The following is a 13,263-nucleotide window of genomic DNA, read 5'->3' as shown; positions in this document are numbered from 1 at the left end:
ATCAACATTGTGCAAAAAATCAACATTGAGCTTTCACAGCCTAAAGTTTAATGAAAGAATACAATTCATGCATCGGTCTGATTACATTTTGTTTCATCCTCACTGATGCAGTTTCTGCATCATGTTGCTCTAAGGCGGATATGATACCTGCATGCTCTTCAACTGAAGTTAATGTCTCTGCGATGGGCTGCTTTAAAAAAACATACTTAAATCTTCTAATGTGAATCTGCAATGATTCACTAAACGAGGCAATGTAGGGATTATCCGATACCTCTACAATCAGATTATGGAACTGTTCATCAATTTCCATGGCTTGATACGGCTGGCCCGATTCGATGGCTTTGGCAAACAGCATATTTTGTTGTTTCAGAGTTTCAATCTGTTCTGGTAAAATGACCTGTGCTGAGTACTCTGCAGCTAGAGCATAGAGTGCTGCAAGCGTCGGATACATTTTTAAAATATCTTTTTTTTCAATAATCATAACCCGAGTTTCTTTGCCAGGATGCATCGAAACCAATCCTTGCACTTCCAACAGTTGCAATGCTTCCCTAATTGGAGTTCTGCTGACACCTAAAGACTCTGCCAGCTCTGCATCGATTAATTTCTCGCCAGGTTCAAGTGTTCCTTCAATGATCCATCTTTGTATCTGGGATAGTGCTCTTTCTTTCGCAGACATTCGAACCGGCGAGGAAAAATTATGAGGGACTGGCATCTTAATCCTCCTTTCTGAATTTATGATTATATGCAATATATCGCATATAGCCGTAAAAAGCAATAGTTCTGAATCTTCTTAACCGATTGAATTCCTAAAAAAATAAACCTAGAGTGCAAACTAGGTTTATTTTCTCTTTTTTATGAAATTTTCTCTAATTCTTTAACCAATCTGAGAAATTCTGCTTTATTTCTTTGCTCTAGTGATAAATCGATAGCTTTTTTAATTTGTTCTCTTCTAAAATCATCTAGGGACTTTTCGAGCACCATTTCGGCAATTAGTGCCTCAGAAACATTCAATTCGTTACCTTGCTGCTCGGGAGTTTGTGAGTAGTAGTTTTTCATGAATTTTTGCATTTTATGATCCATAAGAAATCAACTCCTTGTCCTTTTTTATATTATAATATAATTTTTCGATTATTCCAACACTATTTATAGGGAAAATAAAAATATTTAAAATTTCAATTTACAAAACTGAGTTTTAGTGTAAAAAAGGCTTAAACAGTTCGTCAATCCCCCACAACACTTTCAATGACAAGCATATAATACCTTAGATTGTCCTAAGGGGGTGAAGATATGAGTTATGGAAGTGGAGCTGGATTTGCGTTAATTGTCGTGCTTTTTATCCTGTTGATTATTGTTGGAACAAGATTTGGCTACTAATTTTACGTACAAAGACTAACGAGGGCTCTCGTTAGTCTTCTTTTTTATAATAAAAGTTCTTTGAACACATGAATTCACTATTGATTTTTTGATTTAATTAAAAACAAAACAAACCAGGGACTATTCAAAGGTCGCGTATTGCGACTTTTGAATAGTCCCTAGTTATTTGGTGTAAATTGACTCTCACAATAAAGCTATTCTAGTACTTCGAGAAAGTGACTTAATATTCTCGCGGTCAGGCCCCAAATAACCTTATCCTGATACTTGTAAAAATACTCGTCCACATGGCGAGTTTGCCATTTATAATTTTCTCCACCAATAATCAACTCATAGGGGAAATTAGGTTCAGGGTTTGCCGCTAAATGTACCTTGAAAATTTCCGGTTTTACTTCTCGAAAATATTCTAATGGCACGGTAAAAATCTCTGCAACTTCTGATTCATTCGGTACGATATCATCAGGGGTATCAATCACCCCTAGAAAAGGATAAATAATATTGCCAAATGCGGTTACCATGTAATCTAAAGGAAATATACTAGATATACTATTTAGTCGTATCCCTAATTCCTCTGATGTTTCTCTTATCGCAGTGTATTGCTCGTTTTGATCCTCAGGGTCTACCTTTCCTCCTGGGAAACAAATTTCCCCTGGTTGCCGACGCATATTGTAGGCTCTAACCTCAAAAAGAATATGAAGACCATCGTCCTTTTCAATTAGAGGTAAAAGAACGGCAAATTTCAAAAACTTTGAGCTATCTAATATTGATGACTCACGATTTTGCAGCTTTAACAAAATTTGATTTACATCCATTTATTCTCCTCCGCATTGAAATATGCTTTTTCCCTATTATACTTCTATCTATGTGGTCTATATGACAAATGTTATCGTTTCTTATATTATTATACAACTTATCAAGCTTATTTCCCTTGGTGAAAAAGGAGGAGCACCCGCACTACAACTTTTTCTTCTTTTGATCTCCCACCTTACTAGGAAACGGTCCTTCATTACTATACCCACTCGTTAATATCTCCCTATTTGTTGGACTAGCGTCTTTCCCTGCACCTGGAGCAATATTCGCCATTGGCAACTGTTCTAATTCTTTTCCTCTAGGCATCTATTACACATCCTTTTTTTATATTGGCGGTACCCAATTATCGATGAACCTGTCCTAACTCAAATTTGATCAGCATATACTAAAGTGTATCTTTGTTAACTGAGGGGGAAAATCATGTTATCAATTTTTGAAAAAGCAATCGTCGGGATGACTTTATTAAGAATGGTATCGGGCAGTATCGAAATTATCGTTGCCTTACTTATCCTAAAGTCTAATAATATTGAAAAAGCTCTAGTATTAAACAGCAGCTTAGCACTTGTTGGACCTATAATCCTTATTCTCACAACAACTATTGGCTTATTTGGGCTTGCAGAAAAAATTTCCCTCATAAAAATATTCTGGATTTTTGGCGGCGTTGCTTTAATTTTATACGGAGTTAGAAGCACTTGAAACACATTTAGAATCAATTTTATTTATATTTATCCATTTGATTCAGGATAACGAGTAAAATCTAGACTATATGCTTCACCTGTAAGCCGCTGATTAGTTGAGAATTGAAAAGAAACACCAGGAAGTTGGAACGTGTTAATATCGACAATGTATTTTGGACGACGTTTCGATTCTTTATATAATTTACCAACATACTCCCCGATTAAACCAATCGCTATTAACTGTAATCCCCCTATTAACCAAATTGAAGTAATCAGTGAAGTCCAACCTGTTACGGTTGTCCCAAAAAATTTCAAAGCAAAGAAATAAAGACCAAACAGCAGACTGACAAAGAAAGAAATAAAACCCGAAACAAGAACTAGCCTAATCGGAGTGACCGAAAATGAAGTAACTCCATCAAATGCGAAAGCAACCATTTTTTTTATTGGATATTTTGATTCTCCTGCAAGGCGTTCTTTCCGGTCATAATAAACACAAGTTGAACGGAAACCAATCAGAGGCACAATTCCCCGTAAAAATAAATTGACCTCCTCAAATCGGGCCAGTTCCTCAAGTACTCGTTTACTCATTAGTCGATAGTCAGCGTGATTATAAACTAGATTAACCCCCATTTTTCCCATTAAACGGTAAAATCCCTGCGCCGTACTTCGTTTGAAATAGGTGTCGGTCTTACGATTTTGGCGGACCCCGTAAACAATCTCATTACCATCCTGAAATTTGTCCAAGAAATCTCGAATGACATGAATGTCATCCTGCAGGTCCGCATCGATGGAAATAACACAATCAGATCTTTCCTTTGCAGTTAGAAGCCCTGCTAATAAAGCATTCTGATGCCCGACATTTCGGGATAGCTTTAATCCCTTAACCCGTTCGTTTTTCAAACCCTCTTTATAAATCATCATCCAGGTTTGGTCTTTACTACCATCATCAACAAACAAAAGTTTACTATTCGTGGAAATGATATTATCCTGAATTAACTCATCCATGTATCGATCTAATTGAGAAATCGTCTCTGGAAGAGTTTCCTCTTCGTTATAACAGGGGATGACAATTGTAAGTGTAGGTTCCATCATGTTTATTTCCTCCAGACGATTACAACACTTTATACAAATATATTTTCCATGCAGATGTTTTAGAAACAAAAACTTTTTCAAATGCAAGACCATTTTCTTTTGCATTTTTAATAGGAATTCCAGAAAACAAATATTGACCTCCCATTTTTTTAAAAGGCACTAAATTCAAATTAATATGTTTTAACTGTTTCTTGGAATGTTTTTTTAACATATAGGATTTCCCTAGTTCATCTGTAAAAAAGTAACATCTTCCACCCCATTTATCAAAATATCGTTTTATCAAGTGATTTTTATCTAACTCTTTTTCAATAATTTTTCGAAACTCATGCTTATACTTGAGTGGATAAAAATTATTATAGCTATCAAGTGTATAAAAGCCATTATACTGTGCAATTGCCGGATGAAGGCCAATGCTGGCAACCCGGTACTCGTCTATTGGTCGGTGAATATAATCTTTAATCTCTTGAAATTGATTTTCTGCATAGAATTCTTTAATTGTCGGTTTTTTTTGATAAATGAGTTCATCATTATAACAAGACAACAATATTACTTGGCATATTATTAAAAAATTTACTGCAGTCTTCCAAGATTTACATTGTTCCCATAGTATTTTTAAACCAAGTCCAAAGCTTACATAAATCACAAGTGGCCTTAGAAAGTGGAATCTTGCAAAATTAAATGTATTCATAAAATGAAATCGTTCAGTCATTGGCTGCCATCCTTTATAAAACCAAAAAGCATACCAAACCGATAGCGCAAAATTCAAAAAAAACAACCAAATAAATACTCTTTCTTCCTTCCATCTTCTATTTTTCAAAACCATATAAAACGCAAAGAATAGAACAGGTAGAATAACTAAGGTATGAACAGTCATCACATGAGTGTGGCCAAGAATATAATTTTTAAAAGTTAGCTTGAACGCACGCCAAAATGGTAATTGGGCATGAAAGTACTCATCACGACTGTTAGGTTCTTTAGTAAAAAGAAACGAGTATACCAAACGATACTCGACTAACAAATAGATCAATGTCATATACATAACTGCTAAAATAAAACGGATGTTCCACCTTTTAGTTTTTACTACATCTCGAACCCATAGGACTCCCATTGCACTTAAAAAAAAGAAAAAACCAAGAACAATACTTGAGTAAAAAGGCAATAAAGTAAGAATAATACTATTCTTCCAAGACTGAATTCCCTTTCTAATATTCAAAAATACCCAAAGTGCAAGTGGCATCCCTAACGTACTTAGCATTCCCGATGGCCAAAACGGTGTTATGGCAAATGCCAAAGCCACTCCAACCCGAATATTCATATACCTGTTTAATACTAAAAAGTGATCTTTTAGCAGAATGTACATCCCAAGGAACGCAATTATGCGAGTGATGGCTTGACTTAATCCATAAGCAACTGTTGTTGGAAATAATACATATAACCAGACAATTCCACTGAATTCTGACCCAAATGCATTTCGGGGAAGTCCGTTGATAATTTGCGGTATGGTTGCTTCAAACCCACCAAATAACATTCCACTTTTCGCCAGTACTTTATACCACGCAATGTTAGAATCTAAATTATCATGTACACGGATATGCGCATTCTCCCCTAAAATAAACAGAGGCGACAAATAAACTATGATTATTAAAAATGCCAAGCAAATTAAGAACTTTTCCTTATTCATTTGATTATCCTTCATCTGTTACACCTCAAGAGTAGATTTAAATAATGTTGGATCCAAATGATTGTTTTTAACGTTTGCAAAAATAGGAAAATATATTCCTTTCATTGATGTTTTTTAGTGTAGAAAATCGATGAAAGCTCTATTTATGGTTTGGTACTGTCAATATTTACACGACAAAAATACTGCCTAAAAGAAATAGGCAGCAAATAAAGATAATTAAATTGTAATATTTTTCAAGCAAAAGTTTGGTTTATTGCTGTTTCTAAATCTGCTTCAAAATTTTTTGTATATCGCCTAGTGACATTGATATCACGATGTCCAGCTAATTTTGCAACAGTTCTAATATCTACTCCGTGGTTAATTAACTCTTGGCAAAAGGTATGCCGTAATTTATGTGGATGAACATGGTACTTTTGTAACATGTATTGAACGGAACGGGTGGTCATCCTACTTTTTAAACTTGATAAAAACAATGGATCATTTTCGGTCTTCCCTTTTTCAGCAGTAAAATAGCTTTTAAACTGCTGTCTAAGGTCCCTTGAAATAGGGATGATTCGATCAATTTCACCATTCTCTTTTCGTACGGTTAAGTTTCCTTTTTCATCCGACAAATCGACATCTGAACAATTTAAGTAGCAAAGTTCTGAAACACGAATTCCGGTTTGTAATAACGTATATACAATAACGCTATTCCTAAGGTTTCCGTCCAATTCTATTTGTCTAAGAAGGTTTATTTTTTCGTAAGGATTTAATGACTCTGGAATTTCCTCGGTTTTCGATACGACTTTTCTGTGGACATTCACCATTAACTGGGGCTTTTCAAGAAATTTAGTAAACACACTGATTACGGCAAACGCTTTTTCAATCGTCCCCACACTCAATTGTTTCTCTTCTAAATAATCAATATAGGCTTGAATATGATTTGACTTCAATTCTTTTAAAGACGGTTCAGACCTCTTTAACCAATCATTAAAGGATTCAAGAACACCAATATACGTTTTAACCGTATTGTTTGACTTTCCCTTTTTAATCAACCACTCACGAAACTCGTTTAGAATCGCTCTACCGTTTTCCAGGGGTCAGCCTCCTCTTTATATTGTTCATTTTATTCTATTTTATCAGGTTGTTTCAATAAAGTAAATTTCTGCGAATATTTTTATAAATAAACAAATTAGGAGTACACGCCTCTCCTTTTGAATAATATGTACGAGCAATGTTTTATGAAGGAGGAATTTAAATTTGTCTATTTTTCTAAGTTATGTTTTTTTAGGATTATCTTTAGCTGCACCAATTGGACCTATTAATGCTGCACAAATTGAGAGGGGAATTAAAAATGGCTTTTTCCATTCCTGGTTTGTAGGATTAGGAGCTATGATTGCAGATAGCTTTTATATGATTATTGTTTATCTAGGTTTTGTACAATTTTTAGAAAAACCAATTATCCAAACCTTTCTTTGGTCGTTCGGTTGCTTTGTACTAATATACACAGGTATTGAGAGCCTCATTGGAGCTGGAAAAACTTCAGAAAACAGCTTACGAAATCACGAACCGTTGTATAGATCATTTTTATCTGGATTTTTCATGTCAATTTCTAACCCTTTAACGATCCTTTTCTGGTTAGGAATATATGGGTCAGTATTAGCAAAAACGGCAACAAGCTTTAGTAATGACCAATTAATATTGTATAGCTCTGCGATTTTTTGTGGGTTATTAATTTGGGATATTACAATGGCGTTAATGGCTAGCACCTTTCGAATGTATCTATCACCTTTTCTGCTAAAGATAATTTCAATTATATCTGGTTTATCATTGATTAGCTTTGGATCCTATTTTGGTTGTGAAGCGATAAAGAAGTTATTTTTTTCGTAAGAAGAAGATTCATTTCGAATATTTTTTATACAAAAAAGAATACCTCATTTGAAACGGGTTCCGTTATCTATCGCAAAATATAATTTACACACTAAAATGTAAAGTAAAATGCATAAAAATTGCACCGCAAATTGCTGAAGTAATAATCCAGTCCAATATGGACTAAGATTGATGCTTCTTAGCTAATCCTCTTATCCTTCGACCATTTAAACCCAAACGGACACAGAGGACCTTATTTTTATAAAATTACCCATTTTTTAGATTTACAGGACACAGGATACCTTATTTTCATAAAAACCACTGGATCATGCCTGCTTACTAACGAATAAAGACTCTAGTGTCCGTTAACCTATCAAAAACATTCCTTTATTCATTAATAGCGGCATCGGTGTCCGCATGAACACTTTTCCACGTGGCAACAAACCTCGTCCCAATCTCGATATCTTTACTACAAGTGCTAACAAGGCGAGTAATCCACTGCCATCTCTGATTCACCCTGAAGCGCTGACAGGTCCTTTATTGTCCCTTCGGACATTTTTATACAAAAAAAAGAACAACCCCAATGAGTTGTTCTTCATGTGCCCGGCAACGTCCTACTCTCACAGGGGGAGAACCCCCAACTACCATCGGCGCTGAGAAGCTTAACTTCCGTGTTCGGTATGGGAACGGGTGTGACCTTCTCGCTATCGCCACCAGACTATTTAATTGGGAATTTTCATTCCCTCAAAACTAGATAATGCAGAAGAAGTTGTAAAACCAATAACACCGTTTTTGGTTAAGTCCTCGATCGATTAGTATCAGTCAGCTCCACACGTCACCGCGCTTCCACCTCTGACCTATCAACCTGATCATCTTTCAGGGATCTTACTAGCTTGCGCTATGGGAAATCTCATCTTGAGGGGGGCTTCATGCTTAGATGCTTTCAGCACTTATCCCTTCCGCACATAGCTACCCAGCTATGCCTTTGGCAAGACAACTGGTACACCAGCGGTGCGTCCATCCCGGTCCTCTCGTACTAAGGACAGCTCCTCTCAAATTTCCTGCGCCCACGACGGATAGGGACCGAACTGTCTCACGACGTTCTGAACCCAGCTCGCGTACCGCTTTAATGGGCGAACAGCCCAACCCTTGGGACCGACTACAGCCCCAGGATGCGATGAGCCGACATCGAGGTGCCAAACCTCCCCGTCGATGTGGACTCTTGGGGGAGATAAGCCTGTTATCCCCGGGGTAGCTTTTATCCGTTGAGCGATGGCCCTTCCATGCGGAACCACCGGATCACTAAGCCCGACTTTCGTCCCTGCTCGACTTGTAGGTCTCGCAGTCAAGCTCCCTTGTGCCTTTACACTCTACGAATGATTTCCAACCATTCTGAGGGAACCTTTGGGCGCCTCCGTTACTCTTTAGGAGGCGACCGCCCCAGTCAAACTGCCCACCTGACACTGTCTCCTACCCCGATCAGGGGTATGGGTTAGAATTTCAATACAGCCAGGGTAGTATCCCACCAATGCCTCCACCGAAGCTAGCGCTCCGGCTTCTACGGCTCCTACCTATCCTGTACAAGCTGTACCAAAATTCAATATCAGGCTACAGTAAAGCTCCACGGGGTCTTTCCGTCCTGTCGCGGGTAACCTGCATCTTCACAGGTACTATAATTTCACCGAGTCTCTCGTTGAGACAGTGCCCAGATCGTTACGCCTTTCGTGCGGGTCGGAACTTACCCGACAAGGAATTTCGCTACCTTAGGACCGTTATAGTTACGGCCGCCGTTTACTGGGGCTTCGGTTCAAAGCTTCGCCTTGCGGCTAACCTCTCCCCTTAACCTTCCAGCACCGGGCAGGCGTCAGCCCCTATACTTCGCCTTGCGGCTTTGCAGAGACCTGTGTTTTTGCTAAACAGTCGCCTGGGCCTATTCACTGCGGCTCTTCAAGGCTATTCACCCTAAAGAGCACCCCTTCTCCCGAAGTTACGGGGTCATTTTGCCGAGTTCCTTAACGAGAGTTCTCTCGCTCACCTTAGGATTCTCTCCTCGCCTACCTGTGTCGGTTTGCGGTACGGGCACCTTTTATCTCGCTAGAGGCTTTTCTAGGCAGTGTGAAATCAGGAACTTCGGTACTATATTTCCCTCGCTATCACAGCTTAGCCTTCACGGTAACGGGATTTTCCTCGCTACAAGCCTAACTGCTTAGACGCGCATATCCAACAGCGCGCTTACCCTATCCTTCTGCGTCCCCCCATTGCTCAAACGATAAAGAGGTGGTACAGGAATATCAACCTGTTGTCCATCGCCTACGCCTTTCGGCCTCGGCTTAGGTCCCGACTAACCCTGAGCGGACGAGCCTTCCTCAGGAAACCTTAGGCATTCGGTGGATGGGATTCTCACCCATCTTTCGCTACTCATACCGGCATTCTCACTTCTAAGCGCTCCACCAGTCCTTACGGTCTAGCTTCAACGCCCTTAGAACGCTCTCCTACCACTGACATCTAAGATGTCAATCCACAGCTTCGGTGATACGTTTAGCCCCGGTACATTTTCGGCGCAGAGTCACTCGACCAGTGAGCTATTACGCACTCTTTAAATGGTGGCTGCTTCTGAGCCAACATCCTGGTTGTCTAAGCAACTCCACATCCTTTTCCACTTAACGTATACTTTGGGACCTTAGCTGGTGGTCTGGGCTGTTTCCCTTTTGACTACGGATCTTATCACTCGCAGTCTGACTCCCACGGATAAGTCTTTGGCATTCGGAGTTTGTCTGAATTCGGTAACCCGATGAGGGCCCCTAGTCCAAACAGTGCTCTACCTCCAAGACTCTTACAACGTGAGGCTAGCCCTAAAGCTATTTCGGAGAGAACCAGCTATCTCCAAGTTCGATTGGAATTTCTCCGCTACCCACACCTCATCCCCGCACTTTTCAACGTGCGTGGGTTCGGGCCTCCAGTAGGTGTTACCCTACCTTCACCCTGGACATGGGTAGATCACCTGGTTTCGGGTCTACAACCACATACTCATTCGCCCTATTCAGACTCGCTTTCGCTGCGGCTCCGTCTTATCAACTTAACCTTGCATGTAATCGTAACTCGCCGGTTCATTCTACAAAAGGCACGCCATCACCCATTAACGGGCTTTGACTACTTGTAGGCACACGGTTTCAGGATCTATTTCACTCCCCTTCCGGGGTGCTTTTCACCTTTCCCTCACGGTACTGGTTCACTATCGGTCACTAGGTAGTATTTAGCCTTGGGAGATGGTCCTCCCTGCTTCCGACCGGATTTCTCGTGTCCGGCCGTACTCAGGATCCACTCAGGAGGGAACGAAGTTTCAACTACAGGGTTTTTACCTTCTTTGACGGGCCTTTCCAGACCTCTTCATTTACCCCGTTCCTTTGTAACTCCATGTTGAGTGTCCTACAACCCCAAGAGGCAAGCCTCTTGGTTTGGGCTATTTCCCGTTTCGCTCGCCGCTACTCAGGGAATCGCATTTGCTTTCTCTTCCTCCGGGTACTTAGATGTTTCAGTTCCCCGGGTCTGCCTTCAATACCCTATGTATTCAGGTAAAGATACTACTCCATTACGAGCAGTGGGTTTCCCCATTCGGAAATCTCCGGATCAAAGCTTACTTACAGCTCCCCGAAGCATATCGGTGTTAGTACCGTCCTTCATCGGCTCCTAGTGCCAAGGCATCCACCGTGCGCCCTTTCTAACTTAACCTTGCGACAAATGATCAGCTTCGAATCTCTTCGTCAGCTTCATTCCCTCAGATCCTCACGTACAGACTAGGTACGCTCCGGTCTTCGTTCACTTGCTTCCTCGACCTTCTCGCTGCTGATTTGTCTCGGTTTTCTTCTTATAATAAGAAAGAAAGTTTAAATGTGGTGTTTCTCGGTCTTACATTCTTCTTCTTACGATTATCTAGTTTTCAAGGAACAAAAAAGCTTTAAGAGATTGCTCTCTCAAAACTAAACAAACAAACCATCAACATCACATCACTATAAGTGTTGTGTTCCGATTGTCTTTACGACAATATCCTTAGAAAGGAGGTGATCCAGCCGCACCTTCCGATACGGCTACCTTGTTACGACTTCACCCCAATCATCTGTCCCACCTTAGGCGGCTGGCTCCTTACGGTTACCCCACCGACTTCGGGTGTTACAAACTCTCGTGGTGTGACGGGCGGTGTGTACAAGGCCCGGGAACGTATTCACCGCGGCATGCTGATCCGCGATTACTAGCGATTCCAGCTTCATGTAGGCGAGTTGCAGCCTACAATCCGAACTGAGAGTGGTTTTATGGGATTGGCTCGACCTCGCGGTTTTGCAACCCTTTGTACCACCCATTGTAGCACGTGTGTAGCCCAGGTCATAAGGGGCATGATGATTTGACGTCATCCCCACCTTCCTCCGGTTTGTCACCGGCAGTCACCTTAGAGTGCCCAACTGAATGCTGGCAACTAAGATCAAGGGTTGCGCTCGTTGCGGGACTTAACCCAACATCTCACGACACGAGCTGACGACAACCATGCACCACCTGTCACTCTGTCCCCCGAAGGGGAACGTCCTATCTCTAGGAGTGTCAGAGGATGTCAAGACCTGGTAAGGTTCTTCGCGTTGCTTCGAATTAAACCACATGCTCCACCGCTTGTGCGGGCCCCGTCAATTCCTTTGAGTTTCAGCCTTGCGGCCGTACTCCCCAGGCGGAGTGCTTAATGCGTTAGCTGCAGCACTAAAGGGCGGAAACCCTCTAACACTTAGCACTCATCGTTTACGGCGTGGACTACCAGGGTATCTAATCCTGTTTGCTCCCCACGCTTTCGCGCCTCAGCGTCAGTTACAGACCAAAGAGCCGCCTTCGCCACTGGTGTTCCTCCACATCTCTACGCATTTCACCGCTACACGTGGAATTCCGCTCTTCTCTTCTGCACTCAAGTTCCCCAGTTTCCAATGACCCTCCCCGGTTGAGCCGGGGGCTTTCACATCAGACTTAAGGAACCGCCTGCGCGCGCTTTACGCCCAATAATTCCGGACAACGCTTGCCACCTACGTATTACCGCGGCTGCTGGCACGTAGTTAGCCGTGGCTTTCTGGTTAGGTACCGTCAAGGTACCGGCAGTTACTCCGATACTTGTTCTTCCCTAACAACAGAGCTTTACGACCCGAAGGCCTTCATCGCTCACGCGGCGTTGCTCCATCAGACTTTCGTCCATTGTGGAAGATTCCCTACTGCTGCCTCCCGTAGGAGTCTGGGCCGTGTCTCAGTCCCAGTGTGGCCGATCACCCTCTCAGGTCGGCTACGCATCGTCGCCTTGGTGAGCCGTTACCTCACCAACTAGCTAATGCGCCGCGGGCCCATCTGTAAGTGTCAGCCGAAACCGACTTTCAGCTTTTCCTCATGAGAGGAAAAGGATTATCCGGTATTAGCACCGGTTTCCCGGTGTTATCCCAGTCTTACAGGCAGGTTGCCCACGTGTTACTCACCCGTCCGCCGCTGATATCAGGGAGCAAGCTCCCATCAATCCGCTCGACTTGCATGTATTAGGCACGCCGCCAGCGTTCGTCCTGAGCCAGGATCAAACTCTCCAAGAAAGTTGATTGACTCATAAAAGTTACGTTGGCTAGTGTCATGACCGAAGTCATTCACACTATTAAAAAATAATATTGTTGACGTTTGTTTGTTTAGTTTTCAAAGAACAATTTATTGTTCAGAAGTGAACTTTATTATCATAACATTTCATCTCATAGATGTCAACTTCTGCGAAGTTAGTAATTA

The 13,263-nt window shown here is 41.3% G+C and carries 10 protein-coding genes and 3 rRNA genes; 3 read left to right on the top strand and 10 right to left on the bottom strand.

Annotated elements, in window-relative coordinates; genetic code table 11:
- Nucleotides 1–40: 40 nt before the first annotated feature.
- Both B1NLA3E_RS10930 and B1NLA3E_RS10925 read right to left on the bottom strand, forming a co-directional pair.
- Nucleotides 41–712, bottom strand: a complete 672-nt coding sequence (locus B1NLA3E_RS10930; protein WP_041580463.1) for a GntR family transcriptional regulator — start codon at nt 710–712, stop codon at nt 41–43.
- 140 nt (nt 713–852) lie between these two features.
- Nucleotides 853–1,080, bottom strand: coding sequence for an IDEAL domain-containing protein (locus B1NLA3E_RS10925; protein ID WP_015593899.1), 228 nt, complete (start codon nt 1,078–1,080; stop codon nt 853–855).
- 207 nt (nt 1,081–1,287) lie between these two features.
- Here B1NLA3E_RS10925 and B1NLA3E_RS23910 point away from each other — a divergent pair, with 207 nt between their 5' ends.
- Entirely contained in the window at nt 1,288–1,374 is an 87-nt protein-coding gene (locus tag B1NLA3E_RS23910) for a YjcZ family sporulation protein (RefSeq protein ID WP_041580462.1), read from the top strand.
- A gap of 194 nt (nt 1,375–1,568) precedes the next feature.
- Here B1NLA3E_RS23910 and B1NLA3E_RS10915 read toward each other — a convergent pair whose 3' ends face one another.
- Complete coding sequence (locus B1NLA3E_RS10915; protein WP_015593898.1) at nt 1,569–2,183, bottom strand: NUDIX hydrolase; 615 nt, start codon at nt 2,181–2,183, stop codon at nt 1,569–1,571.
- 142 nt (nt 2,184–2,325) lie between these two features.
- Nucleotides 2,326–2,487 (bottom strand): hypothetical protein, encoded by a 162-nt coding sequence (locus tag B1NLA3E_RS25300; RefSeq protein ID WP_015593897.1) that lies wholly within the window; start codon nt 2,485–2,487, stop codon nt 2,326–2,328.
- A gap of 114 nt (nt 2,488–2,601) precedes the next feature.
- On the opposite strand from B1NLA3E_RS25300, the gene B1NLA3E_RS10905 reads away from it, so the two are divergent.
- Nucleotides 2,602–2,877, top strand: a complete 276-nt coding sequence (locus B1NLA3E_RS10905; RefSeq protein WP_015593896.1) for a YqhV family protein — start codon at nt 2,602–2,604, stop codon at nt 2,875–2,877.
- Between the two features lie 29 nt (nt 2,878–2,906).
- Here B1NLA3E_RS10905 and B1NLA3E_RS10900 read toward each other — a convergent pair whose 3' ends face one another.
- From B1NLA3E_RS10900 to B1NLA3E_RS10890, 3 genes are all read right to left on the bottom strand, one after another.
- Nucleotides 2,907–3,950: a glycosyltransferase family 2 protein gene (locus tag B1NLA3E_RS10900; protein WP_015593895.1), complete on the bottom strand. Its 1,044-nt coding sequence runs from the start codon at nt 3,948–3,950 to the stop codon at nt 2,907–2,909.
- Between the two features lie 19 nt (nt 3,951–3,969).
- Complete coding sequence (locus tag B1NLA3E_RS25630) at nt 3,970–5,646, bottom strand: DUF6044 family protein (protein WP_015593894.1); 1,677 nt, start codon at nt 5,644–5,646, stop codon at nt 3,970–3,972.
- Nucleotides 5,647–5,864: 218 nt separating this feature from the next.
- The gene (locus B1NLA3E_RS10890) at nt 5,865–6,689 is read right to left on the bottom strand and encodes a tyrosine-type recombinase/integrase (RefSeq protein WP_268870674.1); all 825 of its coding nucleotides are present in this window, start codon (nt 6,687–6,689) and stop codon (nt 5,865–5,867) included.
- A 181-nt stretch (nt 6,690–6,870) separates the two neighbouring features.
- Between B1NLA3E_RS10890 and B1NLA3E_RS10885 the strand changes: the two genes are divergently transcribed.
- Complete coding sequence (locus B1NLA3E_RS10885) at nt 6,871–7,500, top strand: LysE family transporter (RefSeq protein ID WP_015593892.1); 630 nt, start codon at nt 6,871–6,873, stop codon at nt 7,498–7,500.
- Between the two features lie 580 nt (nt 7,501–8,080).
- Here B1NLA3E_RS10885 and rrf read toward each other — a convergent pair.
- From rrf to B1NLA3E_RS10870, 3 genes are all read right to left on the bottom strand, one after another.
- Nucleotides 8,081–8,197, bottom strand: a 5S ribosomal RNA gene (gene rrf / locus B1NLA3E_RS10880).
- Between the two features lie 74 nt (nt 8,198–8,271).
- Nucleotides 8,272–11,208: ribosomal RNA gene (locus B1NLA3E_RS10875) — 23S ribosomal RNA — on the bottom strand.
- Between the two features lie 322 nt (nt 11,209–11,530).
- Nucleotides 11,531–13,079: ribosomal RNA gene (locus B1NLA3E_RS10870) — 16S ribosomal RNA — on the bottom strand.
- The 16S, 23S and 5S rRNA genes sit together here, the layout of an rRNA operon.
- Nucleotides 13,080–13,263: the final 184 nt, after the last annotated feature.

This window comes from Bacillus sp. 1NLA3E (genome assembly GCF_000242895.2).
GTDB lineage: Bacteria > Bacillota > Bacilli > Bacillales > Cytobacillaceae > Bacillus_BU.
Note: the sequence above shows the minus strand (reverse complement) of the source record. Positions and strands in the feature narration are given on the sequence as shown.

Bases quoted from the DNA above. Each gene is read 5' to 3' on its own strand.
- B1NLA3E_RS10930 (WP_041580463.1), bottom strand. From the start codon at position 712: ATGCCAGTCCCTCATAATTTTTCCTCGCCGGTTCGAATGTCTGCGAAA.
- B1NLA3E_RS10925 (WP_015593899.1), bottom strand. From the start codon at position 1,080: ATGGATCATAAAATGCAAAAATTCATGAAAAACTACTACTCACAAACT.
- B1NLA3E_RS23910 (WP_041580462.1), top strand. From the start codon at position 1,288: ATGAGTTATGGAAGTGGAGCTGGATTTGCGTTAATTGTCGTGCTTTTT.
- B1NLA3E_RS10915 (WP_015593898.1), bottom strand. From the start codon at position 2,183: ATGGATGTAAATCAAATTTTGTTAAAGCTGCAAAATCGTGAGTCATCA.
- B1NLA3E_RS25300 (WP_015593897.1), bottom strand. From the start codon at position 2,487: ATGCCTAGAGGAAAAGAATTAGAACAGTTGCCAATGGCGAATATTGCT.
- B1NLA3E_RS10905 (WP_015593896.1), top strand. From the start codon at position 2,602: ATGTTATCAATTTTTGAAAAAGCAATCGTCGGGATGACTTTATTAAGA.
- B1NLA3E_RS10900 (WP_015593895.1), bottom strand. From the start codon at position 3,950: ATGATGGAACCTACACTTACAATTGTCATCCCCTGTTATAACGAAGAG.
- B1NLA3E_RS25630 (WP_015593894.1), bottom strand. From the start codon at position 5,646: ATGAAGGATAATCAAATGAATAAGGAAAAGTTCTTAATTTGCTTGGCA.